Here is a 20,651-nt window from a genome sequence, read left to right on the forward strand (position 1 = left end):
ATCAATTGCTTTCATCCAGTTTGAAAATGACTAGAATTGAATGAAAGCTTGATTTGGATCCTGATTGTTCGGCATAAATTTAGGGTTAATCGTTGCGTCATTTAACTTGCATGCTGCGTAGATTGTTTTGCAATCTCTTGATTTCTTAATAAGAAACGCTGAATTTTTCCACTTGGAGTCTTCGGCAGTTCTTGAACAAACTCCACCAATCGTGGATAAGCATGTGCGGATAAGCGCTTTTTCACAAATTGCCCTAGCTGCTCTGCTAATTCTTCGGACGCTGTGACATGCTCAGCTAAAATTACAAAAGCTTTTACGATTTCTGTCCGATCTGGATCAGGCACACCAATGACCGCAGCTTCAATCACTGCATCATGCTCAAGTAAAGCGCTTTCTACATCGAATGGCCCAATACGATAACCGGATGTTGTAATCACATCATCATTACGACCAACGAAGCTCATACTGCCATCTGCGTGTAATTCTGCGGTATCACCCGTGAGGTAATAGTGCTTTACAAAGGGTGACTTACGACTTTCTTTATAGCCACCAAACCACATCATCGGTGATTGACTGATATCGACAGCCAGTACTCCTGGCGTTCCTGCAGCTAGCTCTTGCCCTTGTTCATCAACAACCGCCACGCGATATCCCGGACTGGCATAACCTGCGACACCTGCACGAATATCATGTTGTAAACCATGATGATTACACACCACCATACCGACTTCAGTCTGCCCATAATGGTCAAAGATCGGTGCATCGAGGACTTGTTTAAACCAACGGAACACTTCAGGGTTAAGCGGCTCTCCAGCACTACTCACGACTCTAAATTTCCCTTTGAGTTTTGCCATTTGTTCAGGATCAGCCGCCATCATCATTCGATACGCTGTCGGTGCGCCTGCAAGGTTCGTCACCTTGTAGTCATCTACGATCTGACACAAACTATCAATGCTAAAACCACCTTCGTAAAAGAGTGTTGCATGTCCAAGTAAAAGTGGCCCAGTAATTCCGTAATACAAACCATAAGCCCAACCCGGATCGGCAATATTCCAAAACGAATCATCTTCACGTAGCCCTACCGCATTTTTCATATATTGACCAAAAGCGATCAAAGCTTTAAGCGGGACTTCTAAGGGCTTTGCAGGACCTGTAGTACCTGAAGTAAACATTAGAAGAAATGGATCATTGATGCTCTGTAGGACAATTTCACAATCTGTAGACTGTGCGTTTACTTCATCCCAAAAGTTTAAATCTCCCTGTTGAATCCCTTGACCCGCTAGATCTGCAACAGTAACGATTTGGGGACAATGTGCAACTTCATCTAATTTACTGTGATTACCAACATCGCTAATCACCAATTTGCTTTGTGCAAGGTGTAAACGATGTTCAATGGCTTTGGGGCCAAAGGCGGTAAATAGCGGTTGATATACAGCACCTATTCGCCAAGCCCCTAAAATCACCACAAGTAATTCAACTGTACGGGGTAATAAACCCGATACACGATCACCCTTTTGCACACCCTGTGACTTTAAAAAATTGGCAAATTGGCTCGACCACTGTTGCAGCTCTGCAAAGGTATATTGTTCTTTCCGCCCATCTTTACCTTGCCAATATAGTGCGACCTTATTTTGATCAATCGCATGACGGTCGCAGCATTCATAACATGCATTTAATTGCTCTAAAGAGCCTGATAGCATTTCTTTGGCAGCATGATTTAAGTCAAATGCCTTTGCAACATCTTGATAATTCGACATCTTCTCTACCTCAGTCTCAATTTATTGTTATTCCGACACGAGTGTTTATATTGTTAGCCATCCCTAGGCTAGATTGGTGTTCAAAGCGATTATTCAGCGTCCTTAGGTAAGTATTGTTGCACAATGCTGGAAAAATCTAAGTGTGCATTACCTTGTAAACACAGCTGTTGATACATTTGCTGAACCAATCCGCCTAAAATAATTGGCTGTTTGACTTGTCCTGCGGCTTCTACAGCCAGCCCTAAATCTTTCAACATCAACTGAGTTGCAAAACCATCGGTATAACCACGTCCCGCAGGTGCATTTGATGAGATACCCGGCCATGGATTACATACATCCGAACTCCAGCAACGTCCACTCGAACTATTCACCACACCCGCTAAGGCTTGAGGATCAATCCCTAGACGCGCACCGAGCGCCATACCTTCAGCAACGGCTGCCATGGAAATACCAAGAATCAAGTTATTGCAAATTTTCGCAATTTGACCTGCACCCACATCACCACAATGCACAATGTTTTTACCCATGTGGCCCAATACCGCTTTGGTTTTTTCAAAGGTTTGATCATCCGAACCGACCATAAAGGTTAATGTACCTGCCTGAGCACCAATAGTGCCGCCTGAAACAGGTGCATCACAGATTTTTATCTGATGTGCAGCACCCGCCTCGGCTATATCCTTAATGGTTTGCGGATCAATGGTACTGCTATCGATACATAAGCTTCCTGCTTTCATTACCGCCAATACACCATTTTCTCCCAAGTACACCTCTTTGACATGCTTGGCAGCAGGCAACATGCTAATCACGACATCTGCTTGTTTCGCGGCATCTTGTGGGCTTTGGCAAACGATGCCACCTGCTTCAGTAAAATGCTGAATCGCAATTTCGCTTAAGTCGAAACCGTAAACCGTAAAACCTGCTTTGAGTAGGTTTTGAGCCATTTTTCCGCCCATGTTTCCTAAACCGATAAAGGCAATATTCATCCTTGAACTCCTAAATTAACGTAGGTTAATGGTGGTATTCACTTCACCTTTTTCTTGTGTATCTTCGAACCAACGACTGGTGATGGTTTTGGTTTGTGTATAGAACTGAACTGCTTGCTTACCATATGGACCTAAGTCACCCAGTTTTGAACCACGCGATCCTGTAAAGCTAAAGAAAGGTACAGGTACAGGAATTGGAATGTTGATACCCACTTGACCAATATCGATATCGCTTTGGAATGTACGAGCGACTGCACCGCTTTGTGTAAATAGTCCAACACCGTTGCCAAATGGATTGGCATTAATCAATTCAATCGCCTGCTCCAGAGTATCGACATGAATAATGGCTAATACGGGTCCAAAGATCTCTTCGGTATAGATGCGCATATCGGTTGAAACTTGATTAAAAATCGTTGCTCCGACAAAGTTTCCTTGCTCATAGCCAATGACTTGAACATCACGACCATCCAGCAACAGTTCTGCGCCTTGTTCTACACCGCTTTGAATTAAATCCAGTACACGTGCTTTTGCGCGAGGTGAAATAACTGGGCCAATATCGGTATTCGGCTCATGCCCTGCATTGACCTTCAGCGTTTTGGCTTTTTCAACCAGTTCATTGACCCATTCTTTACTTTCACCAACCATGACAGCAACCGACAAAGCCATACAACGCTGACCTGCCGCACCGAATGCTGCACCAACGAGGGCATTTAAAGTTTGTTCTTTATTGGCATCCGGCATTACCACCACATGGTTTTTGGCCCCCATCATCGACTGCACACGTTTTCCATGCTGTCCTGCAAGGTTATATACATGTGTACCAACGGCTGTAGAGCCTACAAATGAAATGGCCTTAATAGCTTGATGTATGCATAAACGATCAACAACGTCTTTACCACCATGCACTACGTTTAATACACCTGCTGGAATACCGGCTTCAATCGCAAGTTCGACAAGCATCATGGTCGATAATGGATCTTGTTCAGATGGCTTTAAAACAAAGGTATTTCCACAGACGATGGCCATTGGGAACATCCACAGTGGAATCATCGCAGGAAAGTTAAATGGCGTAATTCCTGCACATACACCCAAAGGTTGCTGCAAGGTATAGGTATCCACACCACGTGCAACACCTTCTATATATTCGCCCATTTGAAGTGTGCCAACCGAACACGCATGCTCAACGACTTCTAAACCACGTTGAATATCACCTTCAGCATCTGCAAGTGTCTTTCCTTGCTCAGCAGTCAGTACGCGGGCAATGTCTTTCATATTGCTACGGATCAGATCTTGTAGCTTCAACATAATGCGCATACGTGCTTGTACGGGTGTTAAGCGCCAAGTTTTAAACGCCTCTTGCGCTGAAGCAATCGCTGCATCCACTTCTTCCATAGTCGCCATTGGAACACGGCCCAAAACCTCTTGAGTTGCAGGATTTAGAATGTCTTGCCACTCTGTAGTGTTTGACTCTACAAATTTACCGTTAATTAATAATTTAGCCGTCGCTGACTGAATATTTGACATTGTGTTCATGACCTCTCCATAGGCATTTATTGTTTTGTACTGACTTAGAAAATATCCAAAAGCCTTATATTTATATTTTCCAATTCACTTCAAACTAGCAAAGAAAATTTTGACTACCAATAGAGATTCACGCACGATTGATGTGCAAATATGCACAGGGATGACAATAACAATGAAAGTAGACTGGGATCATTTACAGTATTTTTTGGTTTTGGCTCGTGCGAAAACCCTAACCAATACCGCCCGTATTATCGGTGTTGAGCACAGTACAGTTTCTAGACGTATACATGCGCTAGAACTGGCTTTAGGCACACCATTATTTAAACGTGAAGCCACAGGTTATGAGCTCACTTTAGAAGGTTTGGCACTGGTTCCTCGCGTTGAACAAATGGAACAGGCTTTTTTACAAATCGAAAAACCTAACCAACCTATGCAAGGTCGTGTGCGAATTGGCACACCCGAAGGGTTTGGAACAGCATTTTTGACACAGCTCTTGGCAGAATTGTCCAAAAAATACCCCTTGCTGACTATCGACCTTATTCCTGTGCCGAAAATGATCAAGCTTTCACATCGTGAAGCAGATATTGTTATTTCCATCGATCGACCAAAATCAGGCCCCTATATCATTACTCGATTGGCAGACTATTGTTTAAAAATTTATGGCAGTAAGGAATACCTAAAAAACACGCAACCCATTCATACATTAGAAGATTTAAAATCACACACTTTTGTGAACTATATAGATGATCTAGTCTATAGCCCCGAATTGTATTGTTTAGAGCGCTTACCTATTCAGCTCAATGCTAACTTTAGAAGTAGTAGTATTTTGGCACAACAAATTGCCGTGAGTGCGGGTGCAGGATTGGCAATATTGCCCAAATTTTTGGCCGAGGAAAAACCCGAATTAGAACAAGTCTTGGCGCAAGATGTTCGTTTTGTGCATACCTTTTGGATGCTGACCTTAGTCGATTTACAGCATGAGCCGCGCATTAAGCTGGTTTGGGACTTTTTGAGAAAAAGAACTGACCAATATCATAGTTTATTAATGGATTAAGAAATGAAGCTACCTTCCAAACTATAACTGTTATAGAAATTTAGATGAATGTTGTATCTATGCTTTAAGACGTTATACCCCAATAATCACCTATAACCACTAGGGATTTAGAGTACATCTTATGAGCAATCAAGAGCCTAAAAAACCGCAAAAATATGCAGACAGTGAAATTTCAGATAAGGCCTTTAAACGTGCCATTATTTGGTTCTCAATCTATGTGCTTTTATTCTGTATTGGTGTAGCGTTTGTCGTTGGTGCAGATAATTCTTATCTACCTTAAGCGATAATCTATTCACTTATTGCAACTCGCTATTGCATGTATATCTTACATTTCATGTTTGCTCATGATCAGTTCATAAAGTATTAATCGGATCATTAGGCCAAATAATTTGGTTTTAAATTTAAAAAAAAGCTTGTAAGTTTACATTTACAAGCTTTTTGCATTTTTAAAGTGATCAAATCATAGTTATAAAATTACTTACTCATCTGAATCACTTATGCAGGACTATGCTTTTTCACTTGATGCTGAAGATGCGTTTGAATGTATTCACCATAGACCGACATTTTTTCAAAGATATGCTCTGAATAAAACATGTCCTCTACCAAGACTTGCGCACGGTCAAATTCATATAAACCTAATCGTTGTAAAATTTGCGCATTAATAAACGAAAACTTTTGGCATAAATCGATATATTGCGGATCTTTGTCTTTAAATAGTAGCTTTAACATATTGATTTTACTTAGATCAAAGTCAATCGATTCAGCTTTATCCGCCAAGACATGGATTTCAACATCTAAAAATCCAGCAAGCTGATTTAATTTTTCTAAGTCGATATGTAGATGTGTAATACAAATAATTTTGGAAACTTTCGGATTACATAAGCTATTGATCAAACTAAAATAGAAGTATTCTGATGGCGATAGTTGTTCATTATGTAGCTCAATGTAGACATTGAGTCCCGATAAAACATCATCAACTTTAAATGCGCTAAGTTTAGCCTCAGCATGATAATAACGATTCAATATCGCAACATTTTCAGGGCTTTGCGGTGTAGCGTACATCACCTTCTGATTCAAATTCGCTAAGATAAATGGTGCAAATAAGAAAGCTGCATTTTCAGCCTTGGCATTCATATGCTCCTGACAAATACTGACATAGCCCACTTGCTGTACTTGTCGCAAAATTCGACTGCGCAAAAGTACTGCTTCTAAATTTGTATGCTGTTGTTGCAACAGATGCAGCGTTGAATCTGTCAATCGTTCATCCACCAGTAAATGTTGTAACAGTTCTAATTCACTGGCTTTAAACATACTCAACTCCCTAACTTCCCTACCATTTGACGCCACAAGTGTTGTGGTCAATGAACCTTATAAAAAATTCAAGCTTAAAACTAGATACAGTGAATTTGAAAAAACATATAACAGTACCGACCCATCTGTTATAAAAATATAATACAGGGTTACTTTTACTGATATATTTATAACAGAATCTTGTCTAGTTGATGACTATGTATAAATCGGAACAGCTCGCACAGCACCTACGTCAACTGATTGAAAATGGCACTTTAAAAGCGCACGAAAAACTTCCGTCTTTACGTGAACAAGTGCAGTTGTCTGGCTTTAGTTTAATCACGGTCATGAATGCTTATCAGGAGTTGGAATCGCGTGGCTTAATCTATGCACGTGAGAAATCTGGCTACTATGTGGCGCAAGGCTTACTCGAAATAGAAGCTGAACACGCTCAAATCGTGTCCTTAAATACCCCCATTGAAATTAACTCTCTGGTCTTTAAGTATTTAAAATCAATACAAGATGAAAAAATCATTCCCTTGGGATCAGCTTTTCCAGCGCAAGACATTGTTTTTTCTAAAAAGTTAACCCAAATCATGGGGCAAATTTCCCGAAATCCCAAAAGTTACGATGCCATTGATAATCTTCCACCCGGTAATTTAGCCCTTCGTAAGTTGATTGCACAGCGTTATTGCATGCAAGGCATAGCCACTGATCCAGAGGATATTGTGATTACCTCAGGCTGTATGGATGCACTGAATCTTTCCTTACAGGCCATAGCCTCACCGGGTGACTATATCGTGTTACAGCAAAATATTTTCTATGGCGCCTTGCAAGCTGCAGAGCGCTTAGGCCTTAAAGTGGTGACCTTACCGGAACATCCACAAGACGGTTTTGATTTAACCGCGTTTGAATATATTCTAAAAACTTATCCCGTCAAGATCTGTTGGTTGATGCTGAATTCGCATAATCCTGTGGGCTTTACAGTCAGCGATGAAATCAAGAAAAAAATTGCCGTGTTATTACACCAATATCATGTGCATTTAATTGAGGACGATGTGTATGAGGAAATGCATTATGCATCCAAGAAACCCGTTTCAATGAAATACTTTGACCAAAATAATATGGTCTTACATTGCTCATCTTTTTCTAAAACGTTAGGTGCTGCATTTCGGGTCGGTTGGGTGCACGCCGGTAAATACTCTCAAGCGATTCAACACTTACAACTCATGAGTACTATTTCCGTCAATACCTTATTGCAAAATGCCTTGGTGGAATTTATTTCAAATTATCATTATGAAAAACATTTAAGGGTCTTAAGAAAAAGTCTACAACAGCATAAATTACAGTTTTACCGTTATTTAGAAAGCCGCCTACCGACTGGATGCAAATTACAATATCATCCAAGTGGTTATTTTCTTTGGTTAAAACTACCGGAAAATGTTGAAAGTATGGCAGTCTATGAAGCCCTAATTCAACAACAGATTGGCGTTGCTCCAGGCCGTTTATTTAATGTTGCGGAAGCCAAAACTCAATATATCCGTTTAAATTGTTCCTTTGCATGGAAGGATGAGATTCAACAGGCTTTAGATGCCCTCCTTAGTACAATCTCTGCACTTTCCTCAGATCAGACGAATATTTGACAATTTTTATTGTCATTATTATGCTCAAACAGATATTGTTCAAATACATATATTTGTTGTTGAGATAACAATGAATTCATTCAATATTTACCAAAATTCAAAAAACAAATAGGTTCGTTCATGGAAGATCAAAAACACAGTCAACGCATACATGCTTTTAGTTCGGATGTACTCACAGATCTAGATGCTGTGGGGATTGTACAGCTCATCAAATCTAAAGAAGCCTCTGTACAGGAAATTACACAAGCGGCCATTGCACGTGCGGAACAAGTCAATCCGCATCTAAATGCCATTGAACTGGACTGTTTTCAACGTGCTTTAGAGAAAAATCAATATGTTGAACATGGTCTATTTGCGGGCGTCCCTTTTTTCTTTAAAGATAATCTAGATTATCAAGGATTGCCCTCACGCCATGGTTCAAAGGCCATAGGTTTAAAACCAGCCGATCGTAATCCTCAAATTAGCCAACAAATCTTAGATCAAGGGTTTGTCGTATTAGGAAAATCCAAGCTCCCTGAATTTGGTCTAAATGCCAGTACCGAATATAAAGATGGCTCAGCCACCTATAACCCTTGGCATTTAAGTTATTCCTGCGGTGCATCTTCAGGCGGTTCCGCAGCTCTCGTTGCAGCCGGTGTAGTGCCGATTGCTCATGCCAATGATGGCGGAGGTTCGATTCGTATCCCTGCTGCATGCTGCGGTTTGATTGGATTAAAGCCTAGCCGTGGCCGTACTTATGACAGTGAAGCAGCAGGCTCTCTTCCGATTAATATCATCAGTGAAGGTGTCCTAACCCGTAGCATACGAGATACTGCGCATTTCTATGCAGGAATGGAGTCAAGTTATTACAATAAAAAACTGCCACGAATAGGCATGATTCATGGCCCTTCTAAACGTCGACTACGCATCGGCTTAGTCCCGCAATCGATTACAGGGCAAATAGATAGCGAAACAACTGCAACGTTAATGCATAGCGCAGCACTCTTAGAAAAATTAGGCCATCATGTTGAAGAACTTCAGTTACCTTTTTCCTTAAGCTTTGTTGAAGATTTCAGTGAATATTGGGGGATGTTGTCCTTTTTACTGAGTACCTTTGGCAAGAAAATCTTTGGCGCTGACTTTAATCCAAAAGAGTTAGATCACTTAACCGTTGGTTTATCGAAGTTGTATAAAAAGAACTTTTATAAAACCCCGTTATTTCTGTATCGATTAAAGAAAATGCAGCAACAATATCGTGAAATCTTTAAGCATTACGATGTGTTGCTATCACCTGTACTTGCACATACCACACCTAAAATCGGCTATTTGTCACCTCAATTACCGTTTGACCAATTATTTGAACGTATTCAGAACTATGTGACTTTTACCCCTATCCAAAATGTGGTGGGTGCACCGGGTATGTCGATTCCTATGGGAGAAACGCAAAACGACGGACTACCGATCAGTATGCAAATATCAGCCGATGTCGGTGATGAAAAAAACCTGATTGAACTGGCGTATGAAATTGAAGAAGCTCAGCCATGGCGACGTATTCAAGATATGCCTCGTACTGCTTAACAACTCAATCAAAGATTTAAAAAAAAAGGGAGCTGATTGGCTCCCTTTTTTATTTTCAAATCCGCAGCATAAGGCTTTTCAATTATTCGCTGTATTGGAATACAAGATGCTTAATTAAAATGATACGTTAGTCCTGCATATACCGCCCGACCTTCACCCGGTGTTAAACGAGCAGGATCTTTGCCGGCATCGTTATAGCCCGGTGTAACGGTAGATGCATATTTTTTATTGCCCATATTTCTAAAATCCAACCACGCCATATACTGTTTTTGCGGTTGTATATAGCCGAACGATGCTCCCCAAATTTGCCAATCTTTTGCGTAGAAACTATTGGCATAGTCTGTTGCGACCTTTGCGGCATAAAGTGTATTGACTGCGGCATAGAAGCCTAAAGGATGTTCGTATTTCAGTTCAGCCTGATAGATGTGTTTTGGTATCCCTGCAAGCTCATTTTTTCCAAAAACTGCATCATTTTTATAGTGAAAATCATTCAAGGTATAGGCTTGTTTCAGTTGAACCTGTCCATATGTATCATTTTGCCAAAGTGAACTGTTTAAACCGATTTCAAGCCCCTGATGGATGGTGTCTGAAGCATTCGATTCAGCAATAATCTTTTTAGGCTCTGATTGGATTTCAACAGCCAACAGTTCATTTTTAACCTGTGAATAGTAATATGCAATATTCCACTCACCCAGTGCATGTTGACCACGCCCACCTAGTTCAAGAGTATTCGCTGTCTGACTATTCAAATGAATCGGAGCATTTTGGCGTCCCGTCGCTGCGCCACTTTCGTCGGGGAACTTTTGATCCGAACCCCAAATTAAAGCCCAAGGATGTGGTGCTTCTAAGCTTCGACTGACATTGGCAAAGAGCTGTGTTTCAGGTTGGATTTGATATCGAAAACCTAGCGATGGCAGGACATTCCATTCACGAATATTTTCTTTATGACTTTGCACAGGCCATGTCACTTCACTTTCACGATGGGTGTACGCCAATGCAACTCGACTATCGAGCCAAAACTGTGGGTGTAGTGCCAAGGCATTGGCATAATGTAAAACATAGTCACCACCTTGGTAGGTATAATGCCGCGTTTCTGTACCCGCAGCATAGGCGCCTTGCGCTACACGCAAGCGTTCAACGACCTGACCATCTGGCAAATGCGTGGTACTACGAAAACCTAAAGTATTTTGGCTTTCATGCCCCCATAGCGTTCGGTCAAATTGGTAGTTAAATAAGGTACTGATATCGTCATAGTCAACATCAGTACTATAAAGTCCTTCTTGCAAATTCATCGGATAATGATGATAAGCCAGACCCAACTGTAAGTGATCGCCTGAGTCCAAAGTCATATTGGTTTTATTCGCCAACCAAAGACTTCCCGGCTGCGGGCGATTGCTATTTAGCGAGATATTTAGGGGTACTGCTTGTTTTGGATCTTGTTCAATCTGTTGTTGGGTTAGACGTCCCGGTGTTTGGTGTTCAGTTTCTCGGTAACGCAGATAAAAACGTGTATCTAGGATAGAGTTTATTTGATATCCCACATTGGCCGATATACCTTTGCTCTGGCTTGAGGCATGATCTTGAAAACCATCATCTTCACTTTGCGTTAAGGAAAGATAATAGTCTAAGTCACCGATTTGTTGTCCTGAGCTGATTTTACTTTTTTGATAACCGTGGCTGCCCATTTCATGATGCACTGACAGTTTTGCTGCATTTTTTCCAGTTGGGCTGGCATAGTTAATTAGACCACCCAAGCTTAATGCGCCACGTGTTAAACCATTAGCCCCACGTAAAACCTCTATATGGTCTACCCACAGCGGCTCAAGCAGTTCATAAGGTGTTCCTCCTGGCCCTGTAAATGGCAAATCATCTAAGGTTACATACAACCCTGAAGCATGCGCCCCCGGTGCACGATTGATCCCCGAGCCACGTATCGACAGTTTCACCCCTTCATTTCCTGAAGATGCCGCGTATATCCCCGGTTGATTTTTAAATAAATCAGCATTTGTTCGCTTGGGTACATCTTGAATGTCTGCTGCAACGATCGCATTGGTTGCACCATTTACTTTAGTCAGTGCTTTTTTTATTTGATCATCCATTGAACTTTGTTCAACGTTGATGGTGATTTCAGGTAATACATTGCTATCTGCAACACTATACTGTGCCATTGCAGTAAGCATCATCAGGCTTAAAAGCTTAAGTGACGTGTTGTTATATTTGGAAAATTGAGCGACATCCATGATTGCGTCTTCTAAGTGAAACGAAATTAACGGCAAGGATTGTAGTGTGTTTCATCGTCATGTATGTATCAAAATATTTCAAAATTCATGATTTTTATCAATATCCTTCTTCGTATTTTTATATTCAAATGATTTGTTAAATGAAATAAAACAGATAATTATATTTTTTAGTCAAAAAATAAAAGTTTCTAAATAAGATAAAAGCCCTCAATCAGAGAAGATCAAGGGCGTGTATGAATTGAGAGCACATATTGAAAGATTTTCGGAAAATTAGATGTCAAATCCTGAACATACTTCCAATCACGCTCCCGTTAAGTTGATATTGAAATTTCTAAGCCAATTTAAATTAAACAATTCTCTGTAACGGCATTAGAAGTTGTACATCGCGACCGCATTGATTCGGTTATCTTCACCCTTGGTACTGCCATTTGGCGCAGCACCAAAAGCTTCACGTTCACCATAGACATATTCCAGACCTAAACTGATGGGCTTAACAGGGCTGTAAAATACATTTGCCCATGCTTGCCACAAGTTTTTATTGGCCTTGGTTTTATCGACTAATGAGTTGACATAATCAGCATTATTATCTGCTTTCATATAACCATAGCCCAATGTTCCGCGCCATTGTGCTGAAATTTGTTGAGTTAAACCTACTGTAATCGAATCAAATTCATTGGTGGCGATGATGTCTTTATCCGCATTGGTGACAAAGCCTTGGTTCGTCCATGACACAAAACTACTGTCGCCTTTGACATGGTAATAATCCGCTTTGAGCACGGTTTTATCCGTCAAATCCAGTTTTGCGCCCAGACCAAGCCCCCATGCAGTTTCTGTATCTGTATCCGTTTTCTTTTCAGCACCCATCGCACGTGCACTCAACATGAGTGTATCTGTCATTTTATGGTTTAAACGCGCTGTTAATGCTGGCAAACGCATATTTGAACTATCATCCTTAGAATCTTCTGCGGCAAGTACTAGATTTGTCTCAGGACTAAATTTGTGACTATAGCGAACTTGCGGTGTACGTTTAACAGCACCACCAACATAGCCCAATGCATCAATGGTTTCAGGCATATAATCTGGTACAGCAAAGTTAGACCATGTTTGCCCCACCAACCAATTGCCATAGGTTAAATAGGCATGACGAATACGTAGTCCATCATTTGCACCCAAAAAGTCGACTTCAATTTTACCGCCTACATCTCCCACTTGAGTCGGTGTTTTAAAGTCTAGTCCTAAACGTGTGGCAGCAAGTGTTGCTTTTAAACGATCTGAACTTTCAGCATTCCCTTCTAGCGGAACACTATTCATTTGGTTATATAAGCGAGATAAGCTGCCGCCTTCAGCCTGATAAGATGCATCTGCACGCACATTGCCATACAAGCTAAACTCAGCGCCCGATTTGGTATTTAAACTCAGGCTCGGTGTTTGAGTCGGTTTTTGAGTCTGTGCAGCAACTGCAGGTCGTTGTTTTACGTCTTTGATTTCACTCGACAAGGTGTTTTGCTGTTGAACATATTGCTGCATCATGGCTTTTAACGCTTTGACTTCATCACGCAACTGTTCAACTTCAGCTTCGCTGACTGCCGCATGTGTCCACATGGGGAACGCAGCTGCAAAAGCTAGTATCATCGGTTTAATTTTAAAGGTTTTTTTGAATAAATTTAGCTTTTGAGTTTTCATCCTGACCTCGATTTGGGCTATGCCCTTTCCTTATTTTTTGTCACAATTTCCCACTAGCCCTCATGCTGTGCATCAGGGCCTGGAAACTTAAAATTTTGGGGTAATGTTAAATCTGTAAATGACAGCTTAATTTGCTGGATTTTTGATGGCTTGCGTATTGAGCTTTGGCGATTGACCTTGAGTAGACGCTTCTACAGACGCTTGCAAATTCACCATAAAGATCGCCAATGCAGCTATGACACCCGGAATGGCAATCACCAAGAAGTTCATTTGATGCGGCAAATTCATGGTTAACAGCGCACCAGTAAGTACTGGCCCAACGATTGCACCAATTCGTCCAATGCCCGATGCCCAGCCCATACCTGTAGAACGTACCGTGGTTGGGTAGTATTGTGCGACAAAGGTATAAAGTAGGATTTGCGAACCGATCGTAGCTGCACCTGCTACAGCAATTAAGGTATACAGAACCATTTGCGGACTGTTAAAGCCTAGTAAGATTAAAGCCAATGCGCCACACATGAACATGATGCTCAGTACTTTTTTGATATGGAATCGGTCTGCCAAAGCACCACCACCAATAGCACCTACCATTCCACCAATATTCAGTGCAAAGAGGAAGATCATACTTGCACCAAGCGAATAGCCAGCTTGAATCATCAATTTTGGTAACCAGCTTCCAAGTGCATAAACCATCAATAAGCACATGAAAAATGCAATCCAGAACATGAACGTACTGAAACTACGGCCTTGTTGAAATAATGCTTTTAACGGAGCTTTGTCTTCTTCAGAAACTTCATTGAGTACAAATTGCGTATCCGTTGTGAGGACTTGTTCAGGAGCAATTTTAGAGACAATTGTTCGAGTCGTATCTGTTTGATGCTTTGAGGTTAAATACATCAATGACTCAGGGAGGAATTTCCAAATTAAAGGCAATGCAAGACATGGAATAATTGCAATATAAAACATGATTTTCCAGCCATATACAGGCACTAACCAAGCACCCAATAACGCTGAAGCCATACCACCTATGGCATAACCACTAAACATTAGTGCAACTAAGGTACTGCGTATACGTTTTGGCGCGTATTCTGTCATTAATGCGACAACGTTCGGCATAACGCCACCGATGCCTAGACCGGCAAGAAAGCGTAAAATACCAAACTCAACGGGAGTACTTGCAAAAGCGCCGCAAAAGGTAAAACCACTAAAAATACCGACGCAGATCATAATGGTTTTTTTACGACCAATTTTATCGGACAGTGTGCCAAAACACATGGCACCAAACATCATGCCAAATAAAGCCGTACTTGCCAGTAAGCCGGCTTGTACCGCAGATAATGACCACTCTTGCATCAACAAAGGTAAGGCAACGCCATAGATCACCAAGTCATAACCGTCAAAAATAATAATCAAAAGACACCAAATCAAAACACCCCAATGAAATGGCGTAAATTTGGCTTCATCAACCAAGGTATTAATATTAATTTTCTGGTTTTGCATAGCCCACCTCCTAATTGTGAAGCTTGTAAAATTCGCTTTTCACAATGAATAAGTCGGTGCTTAATGTCCAAAACCGATTAGGCATGTTTGTATACCTAAAAAGTTGAATACAAATTAATCCCTTGATTCCGTTTTATTTAAATAGATCATTTCATATGTGCAGTTCATCTGAACGTCTAGCGACAGCATACTCAAAACACAGCACGATCATATGGAATCGCTTCTAAATCATACACTTGATAAACACTATCAAATAAACCACGAATATCTTCGCTTTCATCCATATTACGTACAGCCATAAATATAGGACTAATCGCGGCTTCATCTAAGATCGGAACAAAGGTTAAATGTGTTAATTGCACACTTTGGGCACTCATTGGGGTGATACAAACTCCTTCATTCGCTGCAACAAAGCCTAGTGCCAGTTGTAATTCACGTACTTCACGTACTTTTTTAGGTTCCAAACCATACTCTGAAAATATGCCACGCACTTGGGTCGAAAAGTTTGGTTTGTTGTGATTTGGGTAAAAAATCAATTGTTGATCGATCAGATCTGCGAGATATACCCCTTCCTTTTTTTGTGCCAATGGATGACTAGCATGTAAGGCTACCACTAAGCGTTCTTCACGCAGTAAAACCCGTTTGATCGCGGGGTCTGAAATACGCAAACGCCCAAAGCCGACATCTATACGACCTTCCTTTAATGCTTTGATTTGTTCTGTGGTGGCCATTTCCTCCATTTCTATTTTTAAATGTGGATGTTGTTGTTTAAATAAATACAAAATATTCGAAAGTAAACCAAACAATAAAGAGCTCACAAAACCGATTGTCACGGTCCGTTCTGTCAAACCGATTCGTTTCGTCATTGATTTAATTTCTTCTGCATTAGACAAAAGTTTTAAAGCATGATGATAAAAAAATTGGCCTGCTTCTGTAGTCTTAAGCGGACGGCTACCGCGTTCAAATAACTGAATTCCAAGCTCATGTTCCAAATTTTGAATCTGCCGACTCAAAGGTGGTTGAGCTATATATAGTTTTTCTGCCGCTTTGGTAAAACTCTGCTCTTCAACCACCGCGACAAAGTATCTTAAGTGTCTTAGTTCCATGATTATCGATACCTATTAAGTATAATAAAATGCAAATTTGATCTTCGACGTGAAGATTTTATTCTTTTAAGGTATATCACATAGACAGGATTAAGCAAATTTAATCCCATCCAACAGATCAAAAACATCGTGCAGCGCATTACCTGAAAGAAGCTTCAGCCGCTACACGAAACAACTTAAAAAGTATTGTTAGACAACCAAACAAGGAACGTGGCAGCCAAAGACCTCTTTTATCGAGTGATAGCCACCCAAACTTAAATGCATACTTAAGGAGATATAGTATGAACCGTCAAGAGATTGATGTTCTGGTTAAACAAATGAACGTAGATACAGCGACAGGGCCTGTTGACCAACGTGTACAGCAAGTTGTGGTACGTTTATTGGGTGATTTATTCCAAGCGATTGAAGATCTGGATATTACTCAAACTGAACTATGGAAAGGTCTAGAGTATTTTACAGACGCGGGTCAAGCAAACGAATTGGGTCTTTTAGCCGCAGGTTTAGGTTTAGAGCACTATCTTGATTTACGTGCGGATGAAGCTGATGCGAAAGCAGGTATTACAGGTGGTACACCACGTACCATTGAAGGCCCTTTATATGTGGCTGGCGCACCTGAATCAGTGGGCTTTGCTCGTATGGATGATGGTACGGAAACCGATAAAATTCCAACACTGTTTATTGAAGGTACAGTAACAGATACCGAAGGCAACATCATTGAAGGCGCTAAAGTTGAAATTTGGCATGCCAACAGCCTAGGTAACTATTCTTTCTTTGATAAGTCTCAATCTGACTTTAACCTTCGCCGTACGATTCTTTCTGACCAAGACGGTAAATATGTTGCACAAACTACGATGCCCGTTGGTTATGGCTGCCCTCCAGAAGGTACAACTCAATTTGTTTTAGACAAATTAGGCCGTCATGGTAACCGTCCATCGCATGTACATTATTTTATCTCTGCACCAGGTTACCGCAAGCTAACCACTCAATTCAACATCGAAGGTGATAAATACCTTTGGGACGACTTTGCCTTTGCAACTCGTGATGGTCTGGTAGCAACTGCTGTTGATATCACAGACGAAGCTGAAATTGCGCGTCGTGGTCTAAACCAGCCGTTTAAACACATTAGCTTTAATGTTGAGTTAGTTAAAGAACAAGCTGCAGCACCAAATACTGAAGTTGATCGTCGACGCGCTAGCGCTTAATTACTCACTCAAAGGAAGCCGAGCTGTCTCATCCAAGTTTGACAACTCGGCGACTATCCCCTCATTGGACAGTCGGAGAATGGACATGCCACGTATTCCTGTAATTAACACCAGCCATCTAGATCGTATTGATGAACTTCTTGTCGATAATTTTGACACTGGTGAATTTAAACTGCACCGCTCAGTATTTACCGATCAAGCGTTGTTTGATCTTGAAATGAAATACATTTTTGAAGGTAACTGGGTATATTTGGCACATGAAAGCCAAATTCCAAATAACAATGATTATTACACGACTCATATCGGTCGCCAGCCCATTATCATTGCACGTAACCGTAATGGTGAACTGAATGCCATGATCAATGCCTGCTCACACCGTGGCGCACAGTTATGTCGTTATAAAAAAGGCAACAAAGCAACCTACACCTGTCCATTCCATGGTTGGACTTTTAATAACTCAGGTAAATTGCTCAAAGTTAAAGACCCTGCTGAAGCGGGTTATTCAGATTGCTTTAACCAAGATGGTTCACATGACTTGAAAAAAGTCGCGCGCTTTGAAAGTTATAAAGGCTTTTTATTTGGTAGCTTAAATCCTGATGTGCCAAGCCTTGAAGAATTCTTAGGTGAAACCACCAAAATTATCGACATGATCGAAGGTCAGTCGGAAAACGGTTTGGAAGTTTTACGTGGTTCATCTACCTATACCTATGAAGGTAACTGGAAACTGACAGCTGAAAATGGCGCAGATGGCTATCACGTTTCAGCCGTGCATTGGAACTATGCAGCAACCACACAGCACCGTAAAGAAGCACAAGCGGCAGATAATATTCGTGCCATGAGTGCGGGTTCTTGGGGCAAACAAGGTGGTGGTTCTTATGGTTTTGACAGTGGTCACATGTTGTTATGGACCCAATGGGCAAACCCAGAAGATCGTCCAAACTTTAGCAAAGCCGATGAATATACCGAAAAATTCGGCGCACCGATGTCGAAATGGATGATCGAGCGTTCACGTAACCTATGTCTTTATCCAAACGTCTATTTGATGGATCAATTCGGTTCACAAATTCGAGTTTTACGCCCGATTTCTGTCAATAAAACTGAAGTCACCATTTACTGTATTGCCCCTGTCGGTGAAGAGCCAGAAGCACGTACACGTCGTATTCGTCAATATGAAGACTTCTTTAATGCTTCAGGCATGGCAACACCTGACGATTTAGAAGAATTCCGTGCCTGCCAAGCAGGTTATGCAGGGATTGAACTGGAATGGAACGACATGTGCCGTGGTTCAAAACACTGGATTCATGGACCGGATGATGCAGCCAATGAAATTGGATTAAAACCGCTATTAAGTGGCATCAAAACCGAAGATGAAGGTCTTTACCTTGCTCAGCATCAATATTGGTTAAAAACCATGAAACATGCCATTGCTGAAGAAAAAGAATTGGCAGAACAAGTCGCAAATGAACAAGGAGATGTCGCATGAATGCAACTGCACATTTAGACAGCGTAAGCATTGAAGCTGTATCTCAGTTCCTCTACCGTGAAGCGCGTTTTTTAGATGATGAACAGTGGGATGAATGGCTAGCGTGCTATGCCCCAACTGCATCATTTTGGATGCCAGCTTGGGATGACGACGACCGCCTAACGGAAGATCCACAGTCTGAGATTTCTTTGATTTATTATCCAGACCGTCAAGGTTTAGAAGACCGTGTCTTCCGCATTAAAACCGAGCGTTCATCTGCCACGATGCCAGATACTCGAACCAGCCATAACATTAATAACGTCGAGATTATTGAACGTGATGGCGACAAAGTGACGGTGCGTTTTAACTGGAACACCTTAAGTTTCCGCTACAAAACCAACTATAGCTACTTTGGCATGTCACGTTATGAAATTGATTTTTCAGGCGAGCAGCCAAAAATCCTCAGCAAATATGTTGTTCTGAAAAACGATTATATCAACCAAGTTATTGATATTTATCACCTCTAAAAGCTTATTTCACTAAGCAAGGTTTTACTTTCAGCCAGAAGGATATTTGGCTGAAAGGACACGTTATACCAGATTTTCAAAAGGATATTCAGCCATGTCAAACCATAATGTTGCACTTCAATTTGAAGATGGCGTTACTCGTTTTATTAGTGTTGCTCAAGGTGAAACCCTATCCGACGCAGCCTATCGTCAAAAAATCAATATCCCTCTAGATTGCCGTGATGGCGCATGCGGGACATGCCGTGCATTTTGTGAGTCGGGTACTTACGACATGCCTGAAGAGTCTTATATCGAAGACGCTTTAACCCCCGAAGAAGCTGAGCAAGGTTATATTTTAGCTTGCCAATGTCGTCCAAGTTCAGATGCTGTTTTCCAAATCAGTGCATCATCTGACGTATGTAAAACTGAAATTCATGAGTTTCAAGGCACATTGTCTCGTGTTGAAAATATGTCGGATTCTACGATTACCTTTGATATTCAACTGGACGAAGATCAACCTGACATTAACTTCTTGGCAGGTCAATACGTCAATGTCGGCATTCCGGGGACTGAAGAAACTCGTTCGTATTCGTTTAGTTCAAAGCCGGGCAATCGTTTAACAGGCTTCGTGGTTCGTAATGTCCCTGAAGGAAAAATGAGTACCTTCCTGAGTGCCGATGCGAAAGCCGGTGACAAAATGACCTTCAAAGGTCCTTTTGGTAGTTTTTATCTGCGTAATGTCGTCCGCCCTGTGGTCATGCTTGCAGGTGGTACAGGTATTGCGCCGTTTATGTCCATGTTACAAGTGCTTGAAGAAAAAGGTTCTGAACAACCTGTTCGTCTTGTATTTGGCGTAACCAATGACTTTGACATCGTGGCAAAAGACAAGCTCGATGAATTTCAAAGCAAACTCCCTTGGTTCGAATACCGTACTGTGGTCGCTCACCCTGAGTCACAGCATGAACGTAAAGGCTATGTGACCAGTCATGTTGAAAAAGATTGGTTAAACAACGGCGATGTAGATATTTATCTCTGTGGTCCTGTGCCGATGGTTGAAGCTGTACGTGGCTGGTTAGATACAGAAGGCGTTAAACCTGCAAACTTCTTGTTTGAAAAATTCTCAGCGAATTAAGGGAGAATAGTT

At 41.3% G+C, this 20,651-nt stretch carries 16 protein-coding genes; 8 read left to right on the top strand and 8 right to left on the bottom strand.

Going from position 1 to position 20,651, the window contains the following annotated elements; genetic code table 11:
• Positions 1–101 precede the first annotated feature (101 nt).
• From FTU75_RS07915 to FTU75_RS07925, 3 genes are all read right to left on the bottom strand, one after another.
• Positions 102–1,757 carry an AMP-binding protein gene (locus FTU75_RS07915; protein WP_180115639.1) on the bottom strand — a complete coding sequence of 552 codons (1,656 nt, stop codon included), beginning with the start codon at positions 1,755–1,757 and terminating at the stop codon, positions 102–104.
• Positions 1,758–1,846: 89 nt separating this feature from the next.
• A complete protein-coding gene (mmsB, locus tag FTU75_RS07920; RefSeq protein ID WP_180115640.1) occupies positions 1,847–2,740 on the bottom strand; it encodes a 3-hydroxyisobutyrate dehydrogenase in 894 nt (297 codons plus the stop codon).
• A gap of 15 nt (positions 2,741–2,755) precedes the next feature.
• Positions 2,756–4,273 carry a CoA-acylating methylmalonate-semialdehyde dehydrogenase gene (locus tag FTU75_RS07925; RefSeq protein ID WP_180115641.1) on the bottom strand — a complete coding sequence of 506 codons (1,518 nt, stop codon included), beginning with the start codon at positions 4,271–4,273 and terminating at the stop codon, positions 2,756–2,758.
• A gap of 163 nt (positions 4,274–4,436) precedes the next feature.
• Between FTU75_RS07925 and FTU75_RS07930 the strand changes: the two genes are divergently transcribed.
• Complete coding sequence (locus FTU75_RS07930; RefSeq protein WP_078193328.1) at positions 4,437–5,318, top strand: LysR family transcriptional regulator; 882 nt, start codon at positions 4,437–4,439, stop codon at positions 5,316–5,318.
• 121 nt (positions 5,319–5,439) lie between these two features.
• Positions 5,440–5,598 carry a hypothetical protein gene (locus tag FTU75_RS07935; RefSeq protein WP_168379604.1) on the top strand — a complete coding sequence of 53 codons (159 nt, stop codon included), beginning with the start codon at positions 5,440–5,442 and terminating at the stop codon, positions 5,596–5,598.
• A gap of 215 nt (positions 5,599–5,813) precedes the next feature.
• Here the strand turns inward: FTU75_RS07935 and FTU75_RS07940 are convergent, their stop codons facing one another.
• Positions 5,814–6,629: a hypothetical protein gene (locus FTU75_RS07940; protein ID WP_180115642.1), complete on the bottom strand. Its 816-nt coding sequence runs from the start codon at positions 6,627–6,629 to the stop codon at positions 5,814–5,816.
• Positions 6,630–6,826: 197 nt separating this feature from the next.
• On the opposite strand from FTU75_RS07940, the gene FTU75_RS07945 reads away from it, so the two are divergent.
• Both FTU75_RS07945 and FTU75_RS07950 read left to right on the top strand, forming a co-directional pair.
• Complete coding sequence (locus tag FTU75_RS07945) at positions 6,827–8,251, top strand: PLP-dependent aminotransferase family protein (protein ID WP_180115815.1); 1,425 nt, start codon at positions 6,827–6,829, stop codon at positions 8,249–8,251.
• A 120-nt stretch (positions 8,252–8,371) separates the two neighbouring features.
• On the top strand, positions 8,372–9,808 hold the full coding sequence (locus FTU75_RS07950; RefSeq protein ID WP_180115643.1) for an amidase: 1,437 nt from the start codon (positions 8,372–8,374) through the stop codon (positions 9,806–9,808).
• Positions 9,809–9,918: 110 nt separating this feature from the next.
• On the opposite strand, the gene FTU75_RS07955 is transcribed toward FTU75_RS07950, so the two are convergent.
• The 4 genes from FTU75_RS07955 to FTU75_RS07970 form a co-directional block, all read right to left on the bottom strand.
• Entirely contained in the window at positions 9,919–12,048 is a 2,130-nt protein-coding gene (locus tag FTU75_RS07955) for a TonB-dependent receptor domain-containing protein (protein WP_180115644.1), read from the bottom strand.
• A 369-nt stretch (positions 12,049–12,417) separates the two neighbouring features.
• Positions 12,418–13,731, bottom strand: a complete 1,314-nt coding sequence (locus tag FTU75_RS07960; protein ID WP_180115645.1) for a DcaP family trimeric outer membrane transporter — start codon at positions 13,729–13,731, stop codon at positions 12,418–12,420.
• A gap of 126 nt (positions 13,732–13,857) precedes the next feature.
• Positions 13,858–15,231, bottom strand: a complete 1,374-nt coding sequence (locus FTU75_RS07965) for an MFS transporter (protein WP_180004495.1) — start codon at positions 15,229–15,231, stop codon at positions 13,858–13,860.
• 191 nt (positions 15,232–15,422) lie between these two features.
• The gene (locus FTU75_RS07970) at positions 15,423–16,337 is read right to left on the bottom strand and encodes a LysR family transcriptional regulator (protein ID WP_180107911.1); all 915 of its coding nucleotides are present in this window, start codon (positions 16,335–16,337) and stop codon (positions 15,423–15,425) included.
• A 281-nt stretch (positions 16,338–16,618) separates the two neighbouring features.
• Here FTU75_RS07970 and catA point away from each other — a divergent pair, with 281 nt between their 5' ends.
• The 4 genes from catA (at position 16,619) to benC (ending at position 20,639) form a co-directional block, all read left to right on the top strand.
• The gene (catA, locus tag FTU75_RS07975; protein ID WP_078193335.1) at positions 16,619–17,539 is read left to right on the top strand and encodes a catechol 1,2-dioxygenase; all 921 of its coding nucleotides are present in this window, start codon (positions 16,619–16,621) and stop codon (positions 17,537–17,539) included.
• An 85-nt stretch (positions 17,540–17,624) separates the two neighbouring features.
• Entirely contained in the window at positions 17,625–19,022 is a 1,398-nt protein-coding gene (gene benA / locus FTU75_RS07980) for a benzoate 1,2-dioxygenase large subunit (RefSeq protein WP_078190863.1), read from the top strand.
• Positions 19,019–19,528 (top strand): benzoate 1,2-dioxygenase small subunit, encoded by a 510-nt coding sequence (gene benB, locus FTU75_RS07985; protein WP_180106479.1) that lies wholly within the window; start codon positions 19,019–19,021, stop codon positions 19,526–19,528. The genes benA and benB overlap by 4 nt, the downstream gene beginning before the upstream one ends.
• Before the next feature lie 94 nt (positions 19,529–19,622).
• Entirely contained in the window at positions 19,623–20,639 is a 1,017-nt protein-coding gene (gene benC / locus FTU75_RS07990) for a benzoate 1,2-dioxygenase electron transfer component BenC (protein WP_180115646.1), read from the top strand.
• Positions 20,640–20,651: the final 12 nt, after the last annotated feature.

Origin of the sequence: Acinetobacter sp. YH12140 (assembly GCF_013418475.1) — a bacterium.
In the GTDB taxonomy this organism is placed as follows: Bacteria; Pseudomonadota; Gammaproteobacteria; order Pseudomonadales; family Moraxellaceae; genus Acinetobacter; species Acinetobacter amyesii.